General features: G+C 60.7%; 16 protein-coding genes. 2 read left to right on the top strand and 14 right to left on the bottom strand.

The annotated features are described in order from the left end of the window. Window positions 1–39: 39 nt before the first annotated feature. The 9 genes from glgX to PMI21_RS15490 form a co-directional block, all read right to left on the bottom strand. The gene (gene glgX / locus PMI21_RS15450) at window positions 40–2,196 is read right to left on the bottom strand and encodes a glycogen debranching protein GlgX (RefSeq protein WP_007937880.1); all 2,157 of its coding nucleotides are present in this window, start codon (window positions 2,194–2,196) and stop codon (window positions 40–42) included. Window positions 2,197–2,288: 92 nt separating this feature from the next. After that, window positions 2,289–2,633 carry a DUF2934 domain-containing protein gene (locus PMI21_RS15455; RefSeq protein ID WP_007937878.1) on the bottom strand — a complete coding sequence of 115 codons (345 nt, stop codon included), beginning with the start codon at window positions 2,631–2,633 and terminating at the stop codon, window positions 2,289–2,291. A 21-nt stretch (window positions 2,634–2,654) separates the two neighbouring features. Next, window positions 2,655–5,441, bottom strand: coding sequence for a malto-oligosyltrehalose synthase (locus PMI21_RS15460; protein WP_007937876.1), 2,787 nt, complete (start codon window positions 5,439–5,441; stop codon window positions 2,655–2,657). Next, window positions 5,438–7,516, bottom strand: coding sequence for a 4-alpha-glucanotransferase (gene malQ / locus PMI21_RS15465; RefSeq protein ID WP_007937874.1), 2,079 nt, complete (start codon window positions 7,514–7,516; stop codon window positions 5,438–5,440). Before malQ ends, PMI21_RS15460 begins: the two co-directional genes overlap by 4 nt. Further along, complete coding sequence (gene treZ, locus PMI21_RS15470; RefSeq protein ID WP_007937872.1) at window positions 7,513–9,309, bottom strand: malto-oligosyltrehalose trehalohydrolase; 1,797 nt, start codon at window positions 9,307–9,309, stop codon at window positions 7,513–7,515. Before treZ ends, malQ begins: the two co-directional genes overlap by 4 nt. A gap of 13 nt (window positions 9,310–9,322) precedes the next feature. Beyond that, window positions 9,323–10,909, bottom strand: coding sequence for a glycogen synthase GlgA (gene glgA, locus PMI21_RS15475; protein WP_007937870.1), 1,587 nt, complete (start codon window positions 10,907–10,909; stop codon window positions 9,323–9,325). A gap of 496 nt (window positions 10,910–11,405) precedes the next feature. Beyond that, a complete protein-coding gene (locus PMI21_RS15480; RefSeq protein WP_007937868.1) occupies window positions 11,406–12,359 on the bottom strand; it encodes a D-2-hydroxyacid dehydrogenase family protein in 954 nt (317 codons plus the stop codon). A gap of 36 nt (window positions 12,360–12,395) precedes the next feature. Then, window positions 12,396–12,842 carry a YqaA family protein gene (locus tag PMI21_RS15485; RefSeq protein WP_007937866.1) on the bottom strand — a complete coding sequence of 149 codons (447 nt, stop codon included), beginning with the start codon at window positions 12,840–12,842 and terminating at the stop codon, window positions 12,396–12,398. Next, window positions 12,842–13,288: a DUF411 domain-containing protein gene (locus tag PMI21_RS15490; protein ID WP_007937865.1), complete on the bottom strand. Its 447-nt coding sequence runs from the start codon at window positions 13,286–13,288 to the stop codon at window positions 12,842–12,844. Before PMI21_RS15490 ends, PMI21_RS15485 begins: the two co-directional genes overlap by 1 nt. Window positions 13,289–13,790: 502 nt before the next feature. Here PMI21_RS15490 and PMI21_RS15495 point away from each other — a divergent pair. Continuing rightward, window positions 13,791–14,321, top strand: coding sequence for a hypothetical protein (locus PMI21_RS15495; protein ID WP_007937863.1), 531 nt, complete (start codon window positions 13,791–13,793; stop codon window positions 14,319–14,321). Between the two features lie 49 nt (window positions 14,322–14,370). Here PMI21_RS15495 and PMI21_RS15500 read toward each other — a convergent pair whose 3' ends face one another. After that, window positions 14,371–15,366, bottom strand: coding sequence for an aldo/keto reductase (locus PMI21_RS15500; RefSeq protein WP_007937861.1), 996 nt, complete (start codon window positions 15,364–15,366; stop codon window positions 14,371–14,373). A 115-nt stretch (window positions 15,367–15,481) separates the two neighbouring features. Between PMI21_RS15500 and PMI21_RS15505 the strand changes: the two genes are divergently transcribed. After that, complete coding sequence (locus tag PMI21_RS15505; protein WP_007937859.1) at window positions 15,482–16,408, top strand: LysR family transcriptional regulator; 927 nt, start codon at window positions 15,482–15,484, stop codon at window positions 16,406–16,408. Here PMI21_RS15505 and PMI21_RS15510 read toward each other — a convergent pair. The 4 genes from PMI21_RS15510 to PMI21_RS15525 are packed head-to-tail and all read right to left on the bottom strand — an operon-like array spanning window position 16,397 to window position 22,207. Then, window positions 16,397–17,344, bottom strand: coding sequence for a GNAT family N-acetyltransferase (locus PMI21_RS15510; RefSeq protein ID WP_007937856.1), 948 nt, complete (start codon window positions 17,342–17,344; stop codon window positions 16,397–16,399). The two genes, PMI21_RS15505 and PMI21_RS15510, sit on opposite strands and share 12 nt — an antisense overlap. After that, window positions 17,344–18,633 carry an AMP-binding protein gene (locus PMI21_RS15515; RefSeq protein ID WP_007937854.1) on the bottom strand — a complete coding sequence of 430 codons (1,290 nt, stop codon included), beginning with the start codon at window positions 18,631–18,633 and terminating at the stop codon, window positions 17,344–17,346. The genes PMI21_RS15510 and PMI21_RS15515 overlap by 1 nt, the downstream gene beginning before the upstream one ends. A gap of 39 nt (window positions 18,634–18,672) precedes the next feature. After that, window positions 18,673–21,075: an aldehyde dehydrogenase family protein gene (locus PMI21_RS15520; protein WP_007937853.1), complete on the bottom strand. Its 2,403-nt coding sequence runs from the start codon at window positions 21,073–21,075 to the stop codon at window positions 18,673–18,675. A gap of 1 nt (window position 21,076) precedes the next feature. Continuing rightward, a complete protein-coding gene (locus PMI21_RS15525) occupies window positions 21,077–22,207 on the bottom strand; it encodes a LuxE/PaaK family acyltransferase (protein ID WP_007937851.1) in 1,131 nt (376 codons plus the stop codon). Window positions 22,208–22,213: the final 6 nt, after the last annotated feature.

The following is a 22,213-nucleotide window of genomic DNA, read 5'->3' as shown; positions in this document are numbered from 1 at the left end:
TCGGCAGCTGCTACAGATTGCATTACGGCTAGTGTCCTTTCACTCTTCTTCCTCATGCTGCAATTCAAACAGCAGCAGCGAACGGCCGGTGACCGAATACTGGCGACCGAACTCAAAGCGTTCCTGGCCTCGAATCGACGGTTGATTGGTATCGATCATGCAGGTCCAGAAACCACCGTCAGGCACTTCCGGCAACAGGAAGTTGACGATGTCATGGTGCGCGTTGACCACCAGCAGCAGGGTTGCGTCGGCACCCTTGCGGCGAATGCCGGTTTCCTGGGCGCGACCATCGAGCAGTATGCCCATGCAGCGACCGTGGCCTTCTTCCCATTGTTCGGTGGACATTTCGCTGCCGTCCGGGGCCAGCCAGGTCACGTCCTTGACGCCGATGTCTTCGTTGTAATTGCCCACCAGGAAGCGCCCGCGCCGCAGGATCGGATAGGCCAGGCGCAACTTGATCAGGCGTTTGACGAACTTGAGCAGCGCCTTGCCGTCTTCGCTCAGGTCCCAATTGACCCAACCGATCTCGCTGTCCTGGCAATAGGCATTGTTGTTGCCTTCCTGGGTGCGGGCGAACTCGTCGCCGGCCACCAGCATCGGCGTGCCCTGGGACAGCAGCAACGTGGCGAAGAAGTTGCGCATCTGCCGCTGGCGCAGGGTGTTGATCTCGGGATCGTCGGTGGGGCCTTCGACGCCGTGGTTCCAGGACAGGTTGTTGTTGCTGCCGTCCTGATTGTTCTCGTCGTTGGCCTCGTTGTGTTTGTCGTTGTACGACACCAGATCGTTGAGGGTGAAGCCGTCATGGGCGGTGATGAAGTTCAGCGAAGCATACGGTCGACGGCCGCGCTGGTTGAACATCTCACCGGAGGCGGTCATACGGCTGGCGAAGTCGGCGAGCTGGCCGTCGTCACCTTTCCAGAACGCACGCGCGGTGTCGCGGAATTTGTCGTTCCATTCGACCCAGCCCGGCGGGAAATTCCCGACCTGATAACCGCCGGGGCCACAGTCCCACGACTCGGAAATCAACTTCACCTGACGCAGCACCGGGTCCTGACGGCAGGCGACGAGGAAGCTGTGCCGTTCGTCGAAGCCGTCGTGGTAGCGGCCGAGGATGGTCGCCAGGTCGAAACGGAAACCGTCCACGTGCATTTCCGTGACCCAGTAACGCAGGGAGTCGGTGACCATTTGCAGCACGCACGGGTGGCTCAGGTCCAGGGTGTTGCCGGTGCCGGAATCGTTGATGTAGTAGCGCTTGTCGTCGGGTCTCAAGCGGTAGTAAGAGGCGTTGTCGATGCCACGCATGGACAGGGTCGGGCCTTGTTCGTTGCCCTCGGCGGTGTGGTTGTAGACCACGTCGAGGATCACCTCCAGATTGGCGTCGTGCAGGTGCGCGACCATCTCCTTGAACTCGGCGATCTTGCCGCTGGCCAGGTAGCGCGGGTCCGGGGCAAAGAACGCGATGCTGTTGTAACCCCAGTAATTGGTCATGCCTTTGTGCAGCAGATGCTGGTCGTTGACGAAGGCATGGATCGGCAGCAACTCTACGGTCGACACGCCGAGCTTGCGGATGTGTTCCAGCACATCATCGACCATCAACCCGGCGAAGGTGCCGCGCAGGTTCTCGGGGACGGCGGGGTGAAGCATGCTGAAACCGCGTACGTGAGTCTCATAAATGATCGTCTTGTCCCATGGCACGCTGACTCGATGGTCGTGGCCCCAGGTGTGGGCCGGGTCGATCACTTTGCATTTGGGCACGAAGGGCGCGCTGTCCCGTTCATCGAAACTGAGGTCGGCATCAGGGTGGCCGATGGTGAAGCCGAACAACGCTTCGGACCATTTCAATTGGCCGACCAACTGTTTGGCATAGGGATCGATCAGCAGCTTGTTTGGGTTGAAGCGATGACCGTTGGCTGGGTCATACGGCCCGTACACACGGTAACCGTAAATCAACCCCGGATGGGCGTCGGGCAAGTAGCCGTGGTAGATCTCGTCGGTGTATTCCGGCAGCTCAATACGTTCGAGCTCTACCTCGCCGGCATCGTCGAAGATGCACAGTTCGACCTTGGTCGCGTTAGCCGAAAACAGCGCGAAATTGACTCCCAGGCCATCCCAGGTCGCGCCTAGCGGGAAGGGCAAGCCTTCACGAATTCGCGAGGCCTCGTGAAGTTCGGGCGCGGTTTTCTTTGGACTGGTCATAGCTGCTCCTGCACGTTTTTTTTCGAGGGCGAATGCGCTCTCGGTGGCGAGCGGGCTCGCCACGAAGTCAATCAGGACAAGGCAGTGAAGCGTCAGACCTCGGGTGGTTTACGCGCGGTGCGCGGCTTTTTCACGGTGGTTTTTTCGCCCGGCGGAACCACTGCCGAAGCGGCGGCGGGTTTGGCTTTGGGCTTGGCACGGGGTTTGGCTTCGATGCCCTTGGCATTGACCAACTTGCCGTCGGGCTTACCGGCCGCGGGCTTGGCGCTTGTGGTTTTGCTGCCGCTGGCTTTGGCAGGTTTGCCGGGCGCCAGCGCTTCGGCCTCGGCCAGTTTGCAGGCCATCTCCCAATGACGGGCTTCCTGGCCCTCGGGTTTTCCTTCGGATTCCCAGATTTGATAGGCAAATTCGCGAATGCGTTTTTCGTCGGTACTCATCGCAATGCTCCTGAACTGAACTCAAGTTTGGGTAAAGAGATTGACCGGGAAATCCCCCAGCGCGGCGCCGACCATCAGCTCCTTGTGTTTTGTGACTGCGACGCTGGTGAAAAGTCCCTTCAGATGTTCTTCGGTGGCCGCGAACGGCAATTTGATTCGGGTATCGCCCCACAGCGACGCGTCAACCTGGGGGGCGGCACTGTTTTCCAGCAGTCCGGCACAGCGTATCGGTACTGTCACGATGGCCCGTTTTCCCTGCCATTCTCGAGTAAACGCCAGCACCCGGTGAGACTGGCTGCCGATCACTTCAAGGGCTTGATAAGTGCCTTTTTGAAACAGTTCGGCATGCTCGGCACGCCGGTTTAACGCCCGGGCGATCAGGGTTTGCTTGATGCGCCCGTCACGCCAGTTCGCCAACATATCGGGCTGGCCAAGCGGTAGTTGCATGGCCTGCTGACGGCTGACGTAATCCACCGGCTTGCGGTTATCCGGATCGACCAGCGAGAAGTCCCAGAACTCGTTGCCCTGATAGAGATCCGCCACTCCCGGCACGGTCATTCGCAGCAAGGTTTGCGCCAATCCATTCAGCGCACCGGGGACGGCAATGCGTTGAGCGGCTGCCTCGATGGCCGCGCGCAATGATTGACCTTCGGGGCTTAGCAGCAGGCTTTCGAGGAACCCGTGGGTCGCCTGTTCATACGCCTCGTTTGGCGCACTCCAGCTGCTTTGTAACTTTGCTTCGCGCAGGGCTTTACGTTGCCACTGCCAGAGGCGTTTGGCGTAGTCCTCGAGCGCCGACTGATCGTCGCTACGCAATTCCAGCGGCCAACTGCCGAGGATCGCTTGATAGAGAATCAGATCGTCGCCCGCCGAGGGCGCACCGGGGTCAGTGCGCAGTTCGCCCGCGAGGGTTCGCCAGTGCTCGACCTGTTCGGCGTACCAGGCACTGCGCTCGCTCAACACCGCCAGCCGCGCGCGGGTGTCTTCACCGCGTTTGTGGTCGTGGGTTGCGGTGGCCAGCAGGTTGTTGGGGAACTCGGCGAGGCGGTTGGCGCAGGCGGCATGGAAGTCGGCAACCGGGGCGCTGAACTGCTCGGTGTTGTAGCCGACATCATTGCGCGACAGCAGCACCGCCGAGCGATACAGCGCGGTGTCTTCCACCGCTTTGGCCGCCGCCGGTGAGGTCAGTTGCTGGAAGCGCACGCACGCATGCTTGAGCAGTTTGCGTGGGCGGCCCACCGGACGCTTGCGCCAGGGTTGGCCACCGAGCCAGTCGGCCAGGCAATCGAGCACCGGCCAGTCGGCCTCGCCAAGGGTTTGCCTGGCACCGGTCATGGCCTGCTGGAAAAAAACCTCGTCCTGGGCCGCGCGGCCCAACGGGCTGATGTAAGTGCGGTACACCGGGAAGTGCACGATCAGTTCCTGCAAGGCCCGCCGGATCGCGCCGAGGGTCAGGTCCCGGGTCATCAGGTCATCCCGGGCCACTTGCAACAGGGCGTGGGCAACACTTTCGAAATCCCCGGCGAGGGAGCCGTTGAGAATCTGTTGGCGCGCCAGTTGTGCTTCCTGGCGGAAATCGGCGGGCCGTTCGCTGTGCTGGCTCCAGAGCTCACCCAAGGTCCGGGCGCCTTCGGGGTCGTGTTGCAGCAGCGACAACTGGTTCATGAATTCGTAACCGGTACTGCCATCGACGCACCAGTCGCGGTGCAGGGTTTCGCCTTCGCCGAGGATCTTCTCGACGTAGATCGGCAGGTGCCGGCCTGGTGCCAGGCGATCGACCCGGCGTCGCAGTTTGCGGCAGTAACCGCGCGGGTCGGCGAGGCCGTCGATGTGGTCGATACGCAGCCCATCGACCAGACCTTCGGCCACCAGCTCGAAGATCTTTGCGTGAGTCGCCTCGAACACCGCCGGCCGTTCGACGCGCAGGCCACCGAGTTCATTGATATCGAAAAAGCGCCGCCAGTTGATGTCGTCCGCCGCGGTGCGCCAACTGGCCAGGCGATAACTCTGGCGTTCCAGCAGCGTGTGCAGGCGCTGGAAACCTTCAGGGGTCAGCGAGTCGTAAGTGCCAAGGGTGTGCTGGATGGCATCAAGGATGGCCGGATCGCTGGCCAGTTCACTCAGTTCCGTTTTCAGTGGGACCGCCAGGCTATGGGCATCGCTCTGGTAACTCAAAGTGCTGAAGCGGTCTGCCAGGGATTTGAGCAGTTCAGCCTGCTCGGCATTTAATCGCTCATCGGCCTTGAGCAGTTCGCCGTAGTCGGTGGGGCAAATCGGGAAGTGGTGCTCATAGTGCTCGACATGGAAGGCGCCGCGCCGGGCATCGAAACGCAAGGGCAGGGTGCCGTCCTGCAAGGCGATGCCGTAATCACTGCCCAGAAAAGGCAGCAGCAACTGGCCTTCCATCAACGGGTCGGGCGAGTGCCATTGAATGTCGAAGAATTCGCCGTAGGGGCTCAGCCGTCCCCATTCCAGCAAATCGAGCCACCAGGGGTTGTCGCCCCCGCCAACGGCCATGTGGTTGGAGACGATGTCGAGGATCAGCCCCATGTGGCGTTCGCGCAACGCAACGACCAAGCGGCGCAATGCCGCTTCGCCGCCCAGCTCCGGGTTGACCGTGGTCGGGTCCACCACGTCGTAGCCATGCAGGGAGCCCGCGCGGGCGGCGAGCAGCGGCGAGGCATAGATATGGCTGATGCCCAGGCTGGCGAAGTACGGCACCAGCGGGATTGCCTGATCCAGGGTGAAGCCTTGATGAAATTGCAGCCGCAGGGTCGCCCGCAGCGGCTGGTTGAACGGTTGATTCATTGGTCACGCTCGGCCGCCTGAAGTCGCGCGCAGGCGAGTAGTTCCAGGCGGCGGGCGGCATCCGGATCATCGAGCAGGGCCTCGCTGTCGCCGGGCAGCCGGCGGGACCAGTTGGGGTGGGTGTCGGTGGTGCCGGGCAGGTTGGCCTGCTGTTCGATACCCAGGGCATCTTCCAGCGGCAACAACACCAACGGCGCGCGGGTATGCCCGAGGAACCGGATGGCGGCGTCGAGCACCTGATCGGTTTCATGGTGCTCTTCGCGAAAGTTCTGCGGGTCCTGGCTCAGCACCCGGCGCAAGCCTTCGCGCTCGCGTTCGCGATGGCGGCGCCATTCGATTTCACCCGTGGCGTCGGTCAGGCCCAGGCGCGCGCTCCAATCGATATCGCGGCCATGCCACCAGCCATTGAGTGTCGGCAGGTCGTGGGTGCTGGTGGTGGCCAGGGCGTTGTCCGGCCAGTCGAGAATCGGCTTGAAGTGTGTGTTGTCCTGTTCGAACAACAGCACGCGCATACCGAGGATCGAGCGCGCGATGAGTTTTTCGCGCAGGCCATCGGGCACGGTGCCGAGGTCTTCGCCGAGGACGATGGCCTGATGCCGATGGGATTCGAGGGTCAGCAGGCGCAGCAGGTCGTCCACCGGGTAATAGAGGTAGGCGCCGTCGCTGGGCGGCGCATCTTTAGGGATCACCCACAGCCGTTGCAGGCCCATGACGTGATCGATGCGCAGGCCGCCGGCATGGGCGAAATTGGCCCGCAGCATTTCGATGAACGCGCGAAAGCCGTTGCGCACCAGGCCTTCGGGGGAAAACGCGGAAATCCCCCAGCCCTGGCCGGTGCGGTTGAGAATGTCCGGTGGCGCACCCACGGTCAGTGAGGCGAGCAATTCGTCCTGGCGACTCCAGGCCTGGCTGCCGCCACCGTCGGCGCCCACCGCCAGGTCGGCGATCAGGCCGATGCCCATGCCGGCACCACGGGCGGCGGTTTGTGCGCGCTCAAGGCTGCGCGCAATCAGCCATTGGCAGAACGCGTAGTAGCCGATGCGGGCTGAGTTCTCTTCGGCAAATTGCGCCAGGGCGGCACTGCGCGGGTTACGCCATTGCTCGGGCCACTCGCGCCAGTCGAGGTTTTCACCGCGCCTTGCACGGGCTTCCTGGATCGCTTCGAAGCGGCAATGATTTTCCAGCGCTTCGCCACCGGCGTGACGGAAGCTGCTGAAGTCGGCATGCAACGGATGTTCGCCGTGGACGAACCCTTCGTACAAGGCTTCGAGCAACCGGTGCTTGGCCTCGGCGGCCGTGGGCCAGTCAATCAGGGGCAATGTTTCGAGGTGCTTGAGTTCGGCGGCTAGGCCGGTGGCGTCGATCGCGGTGCGCAGGGCACGCTCACCGAGAATCGCCCCGGGCGCCGCGTACAGGCTATTAAGGAACAAACGGCTGGACGGCGAATAAGGGCTGTAACGCTGGGTGTCGCCGCTGAACATCGCATGCAGCGGGCTGATCGCCAACGCTTCGGCGCCCCGTTCTCCGGCCACCCGGGCCAGATCTTCGAGGGCCTGGGTATCGCCGAAACCGCCATCACCGGGGCGGCGTAGCGAATACAACTGCACGCTCAGGCCCCAGGTACGCGGGGTTTGACTGTCAACGGCGTCGCCGACGCTATAGCAGCGCTCGGGTGCCACCGCCAGGGTGAACGACTGATCGTCGATGCTGACATGCTGATAACCCACCGGCACCAAACCGGGTAAAACAGCGTTGTCATCGAGCTTGAGGTTGAGTCGCGAGCCGTCTTCGAGATGGATCTCACACGGGGTCTGCGGTGCGAAGTAGTGGGCCAGATTCAGACCGACGCCAACGTCGCAGGTCAGCAGCGGCGGCAGGTGCCGGGTTTGTTGCACCTGCTGCAGTTGCAGCAGGCTGGCGTCGATTTCCTGGGCGGTGCTGGCGGGATGGCCAAGCCCGCTGAGTACCGAGCGCAGCACCGCCGGCGCGACTTTTTGTGGGCGGCCGTTGGCGTCGATCCAGTCGACGGCCAGGCCTGCTCGGCTGGCCAGTATTTCCAGTTGCGCATCGCTCATGGTCGCTCTCCATCCGGGGGTAGCAAAGGGACTGCGGCTGTGAGGCTGACGAGCGCGCAATACGGGGCAAGGGTGCCCTGATCCAACAGACCGGCCGAGTGCGGCGGGTATTCGAACAGCAACGTCGCGTCGGCCTGTGGGGTGTGGACCACGGGCGCGTCGCGCAGGTTCAGGTCAATGCGCAGCTGACGGCCATCGCCCAGCCGCCAGCGTGCCGTCACCGCGCCTTCGGCCAGTACCTGCGCGCCCAACGCCTGGGTGCCGGGCAGGTGCGGGATGATGTGTTGATGGCGGGTTTGCAGCAGTCGGCGATACAGGTCGTAAACCGGCGGCTGCCGGGTGGCGGTCAACTTCGGCCGCGACGCCTCGAAAGTCTGCATCGCGTTCGGGTCGGGAATCTGCTCGCGTTTGTGCGGGTCGGCAAAGGCGCTGAAGGCGGCGAATTCATTGCGTCGTCCTTCGCGCACCAACTCTGCCAGTTCACCGTGGTGGCTGGTGAAAAACAGGAACGGTTGCTCGGCGGCGAACTCATCGCCCATGAACATCAGCGGGATCATCGGCGACAACAGCAGCAATACGGTGGCGGCGTTGAGGGCCTCGGAACGGGCCAGTTGATGCAGGCGCTCGCCAAAGGCGCGGTTGCCGATCTGGTCGTGGTTCTGCAGGAACAGCACGAAGGCCGTCGGCGGCAAGTGACCGCTTGGCTCACCGCGCGGCGTACCGTGGCGGGTGATATGGCCTTGAAACACGAAGCCCTGACTCAGGCAGCGGGCGAGTTGTTCGGTGGGGTTTTGGGCATAGTCGGCGTAATAGGCGTCGGTTTCACCGGTGAGCAAAACGTGCAGGGCGTTGTGGCCGTCGTCGTTCCACTGCGCGTCGAAACCTTGCTCCAGCAGGCTGGCCTGGTTGTGCTCGTTTTCCGCCATCAGCCACACGTGCCGCGCCGGGTCGATTTGCCGGCGGACCCTTTGCGCCAGCTCTTGCAGGAAGTCCGGGTCGTCGATGGCGTGCACTGCATCCAGGCGCAGGCCGTCGAAACGGTACTCCAGCAACCACATCAGCGCGTTGTCGATAAAGAAGTCGCGCACCTCGTGCCGGCGGAAGTCGATGGCTGCGCCCCACGGGGTGTGTTGGTCTTCGCGGAAAAAGCCTTTGGCGTAGCGATGCAGGTAATTGCCGTCCGGGCCGAAGTGGTTGTAGACCACGTCGAGAATCACCGCCAGGCCATGGCCGTGGGCCGTGTCGATCAGGTGTTTGAGTTGTTCGGGCGATCCGTAGGAGGCCTGCGGTGCGTAAGGCAAAACCCCGTCATAGCCCCAGTTGCGCTCGCCGGGAAACTGCGCCAGCGGCATCAGTTCGATGGCGGTAATCCCCAGCTCGACCAGCCGCGCCAGATGCTGCTCGACCTCGTTGAAGCCGCCGAGCGCACCGACATGCAGTTCGTAGATCACCGCCTCGTTCCACGGCCGACCCTGCCAGGCGCTGTGTTGCCAGCGATAGGCGAGGGGATCGACCACCACGCTGTGGCTGCCGATATCGCCCGCCTGCGCGCGGGAGGCCGGGTCCGGCACCTCCAGCTCGCCATCGATGTTGTAGCGGTAGCGGGTACCCGCGGGGCAGCGGGTCTTGATCACAAACCAGCCATCGGCCTGAGGCAGCAGTGGCAGGGATTGTCCGTTTTCCAGTTCAAGACTGACGTAAAACGCATCTGGCGCCCACAAGGCAAAACGCGTGTGTTCGGCGTCCAGCATGATTGCGCCGTGGGGCCAGGTCTCAAGGGTCCGTAACGGCATCGTTGAAAACCTCTTACTGTTTGCCCGATTTACCCAGCGCTTTAGCCACCAGTTGTTCGTAGAGTTCGGCGTAGGGTTCGACCGCCTTGCACCAGTTGAAGGGCGCCGCCATGGCCCGGCAACGCATGGCGTTGAGCAGGCCGGGGAAGGCGAACACCTTGAACGCGCGGCTCAGGGCTTCGCGATAGCTCTCCACGGTGGATTCGTCGAAAAGAAAACCGGTCACGCCGTTTTCAATGGTGTCGGCCAGGCCGCCGGTATTGCGCGCCACCGGCAATGAACCGAAGCGCTGGGCGTACATCTGGCTCAGGCCGCAAGGTTCGTAACGCGAAGGCATCAGCAGGAAATCACTGCCGGCAAACATCCGGCGGGCGTCGGTTTCATTGAAGCCGATGTGCACGCCGATTTGCCCGGGGAAGCGCAACGCCAGCTCACGCATGGCTTGTTCTTCTTCCGGTTCGCCACGGCCGATGATCGCAATCTGCCCGCCATTGGCGACAATGTATTCGGCCACCGCTTCGGTCAGGTCCAGGCCTTTCTGGTACACCAGCCGCGAGACCACGGCGAACAGCGGGCCTTCGGAATCATCCAGGCCAAACAGCCGGCGAACGTGCGCCGCGTTGACCGCTTTGCCGTCCCAGTCGCCGATGCCGAACGGGCAGAACAAGTGCGGATCGGTGGCCGCGTCCCAGCTTTCATCGATGCCATTGGGAATCCCGCTGAGCAGACCTTGCTGGGTCTTGGCGGCGAGAAAGCCGTCGAGGCCGCAGCCGAAGGCCGGCGTGGTGATTTCCTGGGCATAGGTGGCGCTGACGGTAGTGATGTGGCTCGAGTAGGCCATGCCGGCCTTGAGGAACGACATCTTGCCGTAAAACTCCATGCCTTCCTGTTGCAAGGCATGCGCGGGGATACCGAGTTCCGGGCATGAGCCGAGGCTGGTGACGCCCTGGTACGCCAGGTTGTGGATGGTGAACAGAGTCGGGGTGCGTTGGCCACGCCAGTGCATATAAGCAGGGGCCAGGCCGGCGGGCCAGTCGTGGGCGTGCACCAGATCCGGGCACCAGTGAATTTGTGCGAGGTTGGCGGCGATATCGGCGGCCGCGAGGCCCAGGCGGGCGAAACGAATATGGTTGTCTGGCCAGTCACGGCCATTGTTGGCGCCGTAAGGCGAACCTTCGCGCTCGTACAGTTCAGGGCAGATCAACACGTAAATGACCAGGCCGTCGGGCATGTCCATGCGCCCGATCTTGCAGGGCGGCAATGCGGCGTGCCCGCCCAGTTCACCGATGATATGAATCGGGTTTTCGCTGTTCAGCACTTGCGGGTAACCGGGGATCAATACCCGGACATCGTGCAGGTGAGCCATGGCTCGCGGCAGCGCGGCGGAAACGTCGCCCAGGCCACCGGTCTTCACCAGATCGGCAATCTCCGAGGTAACGAACAACACTTTCTTCTTGTTGGGATTCTGACTGACTACCGGTGCCAGCGCCTTGGTGACCGGGGCACTGACCGATTTGGCGGTAAGGGCCCCCACGGTACTGGCTTCGCCGACCTGCTGAAGAGCACGTTCTCCCTGAACATCTAACGCCGTACTGATCATATGCATCTCCCCGTGTTGTTGATCTGATTCCAGGCCTGGCACAAACGGTGTTGGCCAATTCCTGTGGCCGGGCGCAAACGCGCTACGCATCGGTGAGCAAGTGCTGCCCATGCGCTGAAGCTCAATGGGTGAAGTGGCTGTTGCAAGGAATGCACCAGTCGCTGTGCCCTACCTTTCAGCTGACCTGAAGCCAGCACCAAAAGTTTCTATTTATTTCACCGAATGACCACTCGGTTTTATTCCCCGAAAACAGTCTAGGCCAGAACCTAGAGGGGGGCGGTCAACCGGACAAATTGTTCGACAATCGGTTGGGAGAGGGTACAAAACACGAGGGCTTTAAGGGGCAGCGCACCGACGAAGTGCAGGTTTGTTTTTTGGGGCGGGTCAAATCGGGACCGGGAGGTCTCGATAGTTGGGCGCTACGGGGAATGGATTGCACCATTGCGGTGCGTATGATTCAGGGCAATGTGGCGGGTTTGAGGGCCTCTTCGCGGTCTCAGCCCAGTAACCGAACCGGCGCCCCGGCCGCCCACGCCTGAATGTCCTCAATCATCTGCAAAAAGAACAGCTGATAGTTCTGTCGGCTGACGTACCCGACATGGGGCGTGGCCAACACATTGTCCAGCGTCCTGAACGGATGATGGCGGGGCAACGGCTCGTGCTCGAACACATCCAGCGCAGCACCCGCCAGGCGTTGTTTCTGCAGTGCCTTGATCAGCGCCGACTCATCGACAATCGGCCCGCGCGCGGTATTGACCAGCCAGGCCGTGGGTTTCATCCAGCCCAGCGCCTGAGCGTCCACCAGCCCTCGGCTGCGCTCGCTGAGTACCAGATGGACCGACAGCACATCGGCCTGTTCGAACAGTTCCTGCTTGCTGACATAGGTCACGCCGACTTCGGCGGCCCGTTCGCTGGTGAGGTTTTCGCTCCACGCAATGACGCGCATGCCGAACACCTGGCCGAATTGGGCGACCCGTTGACCGATGCTGCCCAGGCCGAGGATTGCCAGCGTCTTGCCCTGCAGGTCGCCGCCCAGGCCTTGCTGCCAAAAGCCCGCGCGCAAGGCGTTGGCTTCGGCCACCAGGTTGCGGGTCGCGGCCATGATCAGTGCCCAGGTCAGTTCTGGCGCTGCATGTTTGTAGCTGTCGGTGCCGCAGACCTGGATGCCCAGCGCGGCGGCGGCTTTCAGGTCCAGGGCGGCGTTGCGCATGCCGCCGGTGACCAGCAGTTTGAGGGCGGGCAGGCGGCGCAGCAGGTCCTCGTCAAACCGGGTACGCTCGCGCATCACGCAGATCACCTCGAAGGCGCCCAGGCGCTCGGCCAGGGTTTCGTTGTCGGCGGGGTAGTCATGGATAAAACTCACCTGGCCGATGCTGTCCAGCATCGACCAGTCCACCACGTCGTGTGCCACGTCCTGCCAGTCATCGATCACTGCAATCTGCACCGCCATCAGCCTTACCTCATCAACGAACGGGATTGGTTTTGTTCAGCCAGCCGAGCAACCCATCCAGCCTAGTGTGGCCACGGCCAGCACGCCATAGCGAGCGCCCTTGGCGAGGGTCACGATTATCAGGAAACGCCCCAGCGGTTCGCGCATGACGCCGGCCACCAGCGTCAGCGGGTCGCCGATGATCGGTACCCAGCTCAGCAGCAAGGACCAATGACCGTAGCGCTGATAGTGTTTTTGGGCTTGTTGAAGATGACGAGGGCTGACTGGAAACCAGCGCCGTTCGCGAAACCGCTCGATGCCGCGCCCCAGCCACCAGTTCAGCAGCGAGCCCAGCACGTTGCCCAGCGTTGCCACTGCCAGCAGCGACCAGAGCCAATACCGATCGCTGAGCAACAGCCCCACCAGCACTGCTTCGGACTGCAAGGGCAGCAGGCTCGCAGCGCCGAACGCCGCGAGAAACAGCCCGAAGTAGGCGCCGAGCATCAATGGGCGGGGTAGTCCGCCACCACCACGTCAGTGCCATCCTTTTGCAGGCCGATCACCTGATAGGCGTCGCTCATGCCGTCCATTTCCATGCCGGGCGAGCCCATCGGCATACCGGGGGCGGCAACGCCCAACAGGTCGTCACGCTTGCTCAAGGCCAGCACTTGCTCGGCAGGCACATGGCCTTCGACGAATTTGCCGTTGATCAAAGCGGTATGGCAGGACGCGAGGCGTGGCGGCACGCCGTGTTGTTGCTTGAACTGGCTCATGTCGGCTTCAACGTGGTCTTCGACCTTGAAACCGTTGGCTTCCAGATGGCTGACCCATTTTTTGCAGCAGCCGCAATTGGCGTCGCGGTGAACTTCGATCGGGATCAGGTCGGCGGCCTGGGTCAGGGAGGAGATAAAGAGGGCGCTCAGGGCGGCCAGACGCAGTTGGGTTCGCATGGGGAATCTCGTCTCGGGTTGCGGCCAAAAAGATGCATTTTGACCAGTTTATCCAACAAAGAGACAGGGGATTGTTTCGAAGTAATACAGGAAAGTTCCGCAGCGTTAGCCGCGACGCATTCCCATAGCAGCGGGTGAAGGCTGCGTTCTACTACGAAGCAGTCGCAATATCTGAATTCACGGTACACCCGACAGACTGCGTCAGTAGATGTACCGCTGCTGATACAAACGAACTAACCAAGTCGTACATGGAGATCCGTCTAGTTGTCTGCGTCATTGTCGAAAAGATCTTGCGGGCCAATGAAGCAAGGCATTTTTTGATATGTATCTTAAATGTACAAAAATTGTTAAAAACAGAAATATTTGTTGGTCGCGCTAGTGCGCGCGTCGATACTCGCCCGCACTTAACTCGGTTAAACAAGGAACTTTTTATGGTCGCCTCACAAGGACGTTTGCGTGTTTTGGATGATGGGCATCCGGCCACGCAGTCGGGAGTCCGGTCATGACAATCGGTTACACAGGTAGCTGGACGAGCAAGGCGGGATTACTGGTCAGGGACGCGGGCAGCAGCAAGCCTGTCACCCATAGCGCCAGGGTCAAGCAGATGCTGGCAATGGTGGGAAGCAATCCGAATGTGCTGAACACGGCGAAAATGGATGAACAGAAACTGCACCGGAACATCAAGGGCTTCGACCCGGAAAATGTTTCCGCCAAACAACTGGGTAATCTCAGTGCATTCTTGAGAAGCAAAGGCCTGATTTCCGATATTACTTCGATGACCTTGCTGAATGCCGGTGACAAGTTCGACCGGTTTGGCGTACAGAAAGACCCGGATGCGAAGTTTAATGCACTGGAATATTTCGCCACACAACTGGACGCGATCCAGAGCAACAGCATCAAGGGTGACAAGTACGCCGCTGGCTTGATCCCGGAATACAAGACGGCGATCTACGTACTGCAGAACCTGCAAACTTACGGCAAGGGCAACGGGACAACGGTCCCCAATGACAAGGGCGTCAAATCCAGGGCCTGATGCTTGGCAGCGTTGGCCCGCTCGAACTGTCGAGCGGGCCAGGCAACGGCTACCGGTCGAGTAACTTCATGACCTCTTCTGGGTAGCGCAAGCCAGCGGTGGCATTGGCCGGGAATATCGCTTCAAGGGCCAGCAACTCTTCGCGACTCAGCTTCACCTCCAGCGCGGCCACATTTTCTTCCAGGTATTTACGCTGTTTGGTGCCCGGAATCGGGATCAGGTAATCCCCTTGAGCCAAGACCCAGGCCAAGGCCAGTTGGCCGGCCGTCACGCCCTTGTCGGCGGCCAGCGTTTGTACCTGCTGCACCAGCAACAGGTTTTTGGCAAAGTTTTCCCCTTGGAAACGCGGGCTGAAGCGACGGTAGTCGTCGGCGGCGAAGTCATCCGGGCTTTGCAGTGCCCCGGTCAAAAAGCCTCGGCCCAACGGGCTGTAAGGTACAAAGGCCACGCCCAGGCGCTGGCATGCGGCCAGGCAACAGTTCTCTTCCTGATCGCGACTCCACAGCGAATATTCACTTTGCAGGGCGCTGATCGGATGAACCTTGTTCGCTCGCTCCAGTGTGGCAACCGAGGCTTCACTCAATCCCAGGTAACGCACTTTGCCGGCCTTCACCAGTTCGGCCATGGCGCCGACGGTTTCCTCGATGGCCACCTGCGGATCGATGCGGTGCTGGTAATACAAATCCAGGGTTTCCACGCCCAGGCGCTTGAGGGTGCCGTCGATCGCCGCGCGAATGTATTCCGGACGACCGTTGACGCCTCGCGCACCGGGGTTGGACGGGTCGCGGACAATGCCGAACTTGCTGGCCAGAAACACCTGGTCACGCTTGCCGACAATCGCCTTGCCGATCAGCTCTTCGTTGGTGTGTGGGCCGTACATGTCTGCCGTGTCGAGCAGGTTGATCCCCAACTCCAGCGCGCGATGCAACGTTGCCGTGGCTTCGCGGGTGTCCACACCCGTGGTGTAGAAATCGGTCATGCCCATGCAGCCCAGACCGATGGCTGATACCTGTGGTCCGTTCTTGCCCAGTTGACGTGTTTGCATGAAATGAACTCCCTGTGGATGTGGGCGCTTAGTGTCGATCTCGACAGAACGAAGATAAACCGGCTAAAAGTGCTATCACTGTTCGTAATTTCTAAATAATCATCGAGTCCTGACCGTGGATCGTTTAAACGCCATGCGTGTGTTCACGCGAATCGTCGAGCTGGGCGGCTTCGCCAAGGCGGCGGACAGCCTGCAATTGCCGCGTGCCTCCGTAACCATTTTGATCAAGCAACTTGAGGCGCATCTGGGCGTGCAGTTGCTGCAACGCACCACTCGGCAAATCAGCCTGACGCTCGATGGCGCAGCCTATTACCCGCGTTGCGTGCGGTTGCTGGCGGATCTGGAGGAAACCGAAGCTGTATTCTCCGCTGCTCGCCACAACCCCAAAGGGCTGCTGCGAGTGGATATGCCGGCGGGAGTGGGGCGTTTGATCGTGATCCCGGCATTGCCGCAATTCACTGCACGCTATCCCTTGATCGAGCTGGAAATCGGTTTGAATGACCGGCCTGTGGATCTGATCCGCGAAGGTGTCGATTGCGTGTTGCGGGGCGGCTCGGCCCTGGACGACTCACTGGTGGCGCGGCCGCTGGCCACGCTGGATCAGGTCACGTGTGCGAGTCCCGAATACTTGCAGCGTTGTGGGACTCCGCTATGTCTGGAGGACCTGAAGGGGCATCAGATGGTGGAATACTTTTCCAACAGCACAGGCAAACGCTACGGACTGGAGTTCGTTGTCGATGACCAGCTGCGGCTGATCGACCTGCCCAAGCACGTCTCGGTCAACAGCTCCGATGGTTATCTGGCGGCGTGTGAGGCGGGGTATGGTCTGGTCCAGGCCCCGTACTATCACGTTGCCCGCCAGTTGAAGGAGGGGCGTTTGATCGAGGTCCTGAGGGATGTGCCGCCACCGGGTATGCCGCTGACGGCGCTCTATCCTCCTCACCGCCAGTTGTCCCGGCGGGTGCGGGTGTTCGTCGACTGGATGGTGGAGCTCTGTTCCCAGCCGGCTAATGGTTTTTATAGAAAGGGCTCACGCGGCTGAGCGGGCACCCAGGGGGGCGTCTGTTTTCGTGACGGTTGCGTTCTGCTGCAAATCTTCATGCAACTGTTGCATGTACGCGCAGTCCAGATCGAGGGATCGAACCTGCACGCCCCGATGAAACAGCGCGAACCAGCCATTGTCACTTGATGTAGGCATCAGGCCGGTAAAGGCGAAGCCCAGCGCCGAAAAGCTGCGCAAGTCCTGGGCGAAGTGTCGGGACAGTTCGAGTCGTGCCGAGATCAGCCAGTGCCTGGGCAGTCGCCAGAGTTGATCAAGCAAATCTTTGTTCAAGCGCTGAATGACTATGTCGACTCGATGCTGATTTTGCTCGATTTGCAAGGGCATCGCGAGGCGCGGCGTGTCCTGGTGAGTTCCGAACACCGAGCACAAGTGCTGCATGAGCGCTCGGCAGCTTTCGGGCCAAGGGATGTCGGGGAGCGGCCGTGCGTGTCCTTCGATGACATGGCAGCCCATCACCATGGTTTCCAGGAGTGGTTTGGCCAATGGCGAAGGGACGTAATCGGGAAGCAGTCCAGTGCTGTGAAAACCGATTTTTTTTGCCATGCGTTGCGTGTAGGGATGGTGGGTCACTTGCTTGATCGAGACGTTTTTAAGCCCCAGAGAACCTGCCTGCCTCAGCAGTTCGCGGCTCAGGCGGGTCGCGAGACTCTGTCCCCGGGCAGCGGGATGTACCACGGTGAGGGCCAGTTCCGCGGTATTCGAAGGCGTGTCGCGTCGCAACGCGGCATGCCCGAGAACGTTTGCATCGTCCACAGCCAGCATTGATTGCCAGTGACCCTCGGCATTGTGCTGACTGATCATGTTCGGCAGGTAAACATCCGGCTGAGGGTAATCATCGCCGTAGACTTCTTGAAACAATCGGCTCACTGCGTCTGCGTCGCTGGGGTGGTAGGGGCGAACTGTCAACCGGGTCATCACGCGAACTCCAGCCGGGGAACGTCATACACTCGCAAATCCAGCACCCGCAGCTGTTTGCCCGAACGCGGGTGAAGCTTCAGGTCTGTGGTTGCGCAGGACAATACTCGAAACTCCAGCAAACCCTCGCGGCTCAGATCGTCGATGGCGGGGTAGTGGGCAAGCAGCGCTTCACGCAATGCGCGGAGCACCGGTTCGACGTCCTGTAACTGAAGTTCAGGCACCCACTTCACGCTCAACACATCCTTGGGGCCGGTCTGTTCGATCAGCAATTGCCATTGTTCGCTGTGCGCTACACGCTGAACGATCTCGTGTATTTCTTCGGTGAACAGCGACAGCACACCGACTCGTATTCGTTGGCTGTGGGCACTGCGCCCTTTGAGCGCGAATTTACGCCTCGGGGTTGCGGCCGGCTCACGCCAACAGGCACGGTCACCCACCGGGTAACGCAGCAGCGGCATAAGCCGGCGTGTCAGGTTGGTCAGTACCAACAACCCGGTGCGATCGCATTCTTCAATCACTTCACCGGTGTGTTCGTCGACGATTTCCAGCAGGGTTTGCTGTTCGAACACTCTATGTTCGCCTAATGCACAGTCGCGAGCGCTGGCGCCTATGAGTCCGGCGTCTACGCTTGCATAGCCAATGGAGGCGATACGGGCGTTGGGAAACACTTCTGCGAGGATTGCCAACTGCGGGGCAAACAGGCTTTCACCTCCATACAACAGCGTCTCGACCCCGCACAACACACGCCGATGCTGCGCCAGGTAGGCGCAGAATCGCAGCAGTTGTGCCGGCACTCCGGCCAGAACGTTGATCCGATACCGCTCTATGGCATCCGCCAATACGTCCGGCTCGACACTTCCGGTAAACGGAAACTCACAGATGGATCGCTCGACATGGGCCAGGGAGTCGTGGACGAACAGAAAGCTGGCGTAGAGATCCCCTGAAAAAAACAGGTTGGCAACCCGGTCGCCGTTGTTCAGTTGAGCTGAGAGGCTGGCGCCGAACGTGCTGACAAAGGCATGCCATTCCTCGTGGGAGTAAACCGCAAGTTTGCCTTGGCTGGTCGAGCCTCCGGTTTTAAATACCAGTGCGCCATCGACATCTCCGGTCAGGACTGGCCAATGACTCAAGTCGTTACTACCGGACCAATAGTCGGCCACATGGGTTAATGGCAGATCTTTTAAAGTAAGCCCGTTCGCGGGCAAGTGTTCCAGATGTTTACGGTAGAAGTTGGAGTGTTGTCTTATATAAGGTACGAGTTGTTCAAGCGAATAAGTTGGCTTCACGGGATTCTCTTTTATAGTGGACGTCTTGCGTCGACTTTTTTATTTTCGTTGATCGATAATTAAGGGGGTTTTGCCACTGTGTTTGTTTCGGGTGAATGCTTGTTCAGCGCATGTCGTCACCTCCACAATTAAAAGTTCAGCGCTCACCGCATTCGCCAAGGCTTCGTGGGTCAGCAGTTTTTCGTGTACCCACGCGGCGTCTGCATCTGCGAGAACGTGCATTCGCTCGATCCCGTCGGTGGTGTGGTCCAGGACCACTTGAATGGGGGATCCCACACTAAGTTCCAGCGCCGCAGGCGCAATGAACTCCGTGCCAATGCGCACCAGTTTGCCGTGCCGCTGCAGCAGTTCGAATCGTGGCGTCTCCAGTCCGCAAGGGCAGGCTCCGGATATCCAGCGGCCGGTGTCGCCGATGTCATATCGGTGCACGCGCTGACCTTGCCGGGCGCGGGACGTAAACAGCAGGCGGCCGATCTCATAGGCCTGTACCGGCACATCCTGTTCGAGCTGAACGATTTCCAGATGCTGGGTTTCGCTCATCAAATGGAATACGCCGTCCGCCGTTGCCTGGCAGGCATGCCCCAGGGGGCCTGCATCGACGGAGCCATAGATGGCGGAGCGAATCGTCGACACCCCACAGCTTTCCATCAGGCGCCGACTGGCTTCTCCCGGATGTTCGCCGCCCAGGAACACTTTGCCGATACCGGCATAAGCGCGAAGTCGGGCCTGCTCTTTGAGAAACAGGCGATGCAGCGTGCTGGGCATGCCGATCAGCACGGTGACACGCTGCTCCACGATCAGTCGGGCGATTTCGCTGAAGTCATCGTCCTGTGGAGCCCCCATGGGCAAATGCACAACACCCATCTGTTCAAGAATGTTGGAAAAACTGAAAAAACCACCATAAAGGTTGCCGCCGTAGAACAGGTTCATCACCCGATCCTGTGACGGATCGAGCCCGACGGAAAACATGCCATCGGCTGCGGCGCGCATTTGTCGTTGAAAGTCTTGATAGCTGAAGCCAGCCAGCGCCGGCGTCCCGCTGCTACCGCCGGAGCGGAAATACAACTGTGCTGCGGATCCGATCGGCTGGGCCATAAAAGTGTCTTTGTCCATGATCGGGTCATTGGATGTGTCGGGGGCGGGTGGAACCGGGTCGAGCGTTGCACGGCCCGACGACACATGGGGGGGCAAACTCACCGAGAGGCGGCGACTCAGGCGCGACAGCGCGTAGACGCCATCGTGGGGCTCACCGGTGTATCCGTCATGGATCGACTGGCAAGGCGCAATGCGACTGACGCCCGCATTGACCAATGTTCGAACGAGCTCGGGCGTTTCTGTCGAGGGACACATCAACGCGCAGCTTTGCAGGAAGTTGCGCCAGGGCTGCAGTGTCTCGGCGAGCAGATGCTGCGGAACCGGTTTGAGCACAATCGTACGAAACAGCGGTGACGGCGCGAGCGTTTGATGGTGCTCCCAGATAACACGCCATCCGAGGCCGGTCCACACCTGGCCGGTCTGATTGGCAAAGCACTGATCGAGCCGTGCCATGGCGGTGCGGGTGGTAATTTCCGATGCTTCCTGATCTGTCGGCGTTAACGCCGGCCAATGTGGCGCGCGACGGTTGAAGGCTTCGGCCAGTCGATCTCCGAGGCTCTGCAAGACGGCCGGATCGTTGCTGTCCACCAGTACCCACTGAGGGCTGGAACACGCTTGTTGATCCAGTCGACAGACTTCATCCACCAATGCATCGAGCGCCGAAGGCGTCGCGGCGTCAGATGACAGGTAGGCGAAGCTGATCTTGTGTCCCCAATCGATCCAGCGACAGCCGGACGGGATCTGCTGACGGATCGATTTAAGCGCTGCTTCCCCGCCCCAGGCGGACACCCCATCGGCCTTGGCGCAGAGTTGAGCGATATGAGAAGTGTCCACCGGCAGAACCGCTACGAATTCGGCCAGTCTGCCGCTGGTGTCGCACCGCACAAGGGCGGCGAGTAACTGCGCGGTCAGCCCCTGATCGCTGGAGCTGGGGCGAAGCCAGTTGATGTTGCCGGCCAGCAGGCTTTCGAGTACCGCGAAGAACGCCAGCATCGGTGCGTTGCCCGGGGTGATATGCACCACCAGCCCTAATGGATGCCAGCTTTCGAAGCTTGGCTGGCGGTAGTCGATACGCCGCAGCGAACGCGGTTGCGGGCCCAATTCCCGCTCAAGCTTGGTGCTCAGGTTGCTGTGTTGGCAGAAATCGATAAGCCCTTGATATTGATCGTCGTCGAGGGACAGATCCAGGCTACGAGTTTGCAACTGCGCCGCAAAGCGAGCGGCGGATTCGATGACGGTCTCGTTATGGATCGGTGCAGAAAGCAGTCGAGGCAATGATTCTTGAAGGAGTTGCAGGGCGCTTTCCGGGGTGACGTCATCACGCAACTGGCCATTGATCAGGTACATATCAAGCCCCCCCGATCAGTTCTGACGCGGCCATGGCACAGCTGCGACTGGCGCTGGTGCCGGCACGTCCATGCAGTTCGAACCAATCGGTCGTCAGGCCGCATCCGCAACTGGCGCCGGGGTGCAACGTTGCCAGATCGCCCATGACCACCGCATGAGCAGGGCTTGAGGAAATGTAGGGGGAGACGAATTCCAGCAAACCGCGCTGGCCGTAGGGCTGGACAGTGAAATCGGATGGGTTGCGCACGAAAACCTTCGAATAAATCGGTACATGAAAATGATGATGGGCACACTGGATATAGGGCACGGCATGCTCTACGGCGCCGTAGCCGTCCCGACAGCGGGACAGGTCGATACCCAATTGCCGGTTGATTCGGGCATACAACTGATGCAGGGGAATCTCCTGTGCCGCCTGGGTCTTCCAGCCGCCTCCCAGAAACACCAGTGACTGGGCAGGCAACTGCAAGTCGGCCACGCCGGTGTCTTCCATGTGTTGCAGTGCATGGAAAAGGAACGCCGGAAAACCGAGAATGCGAACGGGCAATCCTTCCTCGGCAAACTCCTGCAGGGCGCGAATCACACCGAAGAGGTCGAACTCGTGGCCTTTGCCGGTCAGGCGCAATCCGTAAGCGACTCGGTTGACGGGGGCATAGCTGCACAGAAATTGATCGGTATAGGCCGTGCCCAGGGTGATGACCGCCTCGGGTTCGTAGCTCAGAAGCAAATAATTGCAGGGGCTGTCCGGGGTGTCCCAGCCGTAATGGCGGAAAATGTGGCTCACCATGCCTTGGGCGGCGACCATGCTGCGATGGTCGTAGCGCATGCGACTCTTCTGACCGCTGGTGCCGGACGAGGTCATCTCCAGCGCGTCTTCGCCTGTGGTGCCGAGCAGCAAATGACGTTTGAAGTAATTGGCGAAAATCGGCGGCAACCTTGACCAGTCATCCAGCGTCTCGAGGGTGCGGGCATCAAGGCCATTGGCGTTCAGCCAGCGTTCGTAGCCAGGTGTGTGGTGGCAATGAAACAGGCTGACTTCAGCCATGGCCCGATCGAACAGGCCTTGCGGCACGGAATCCGGGCAATAGGGTTGTGTCAACGCGCAAAGCGCATCGGTGTGGGGTAGATGGATCATCAGAGA

The organism is Pseudomonas sp. GM18 (assembly GCF_000282195.1).
In the GTDB taxonomy this organism is placed as follows: domain Bacteria; phylum Pseudomonadota; class Gammaproteobacteria; order Pseudomonadales; family Pseudomonadaceae; genus Aquipseudomonas.
Note: the sequence above shows the minus strand (reverse complement) of the source record. Positions and strands in the feature narration are given on the sequence as shown.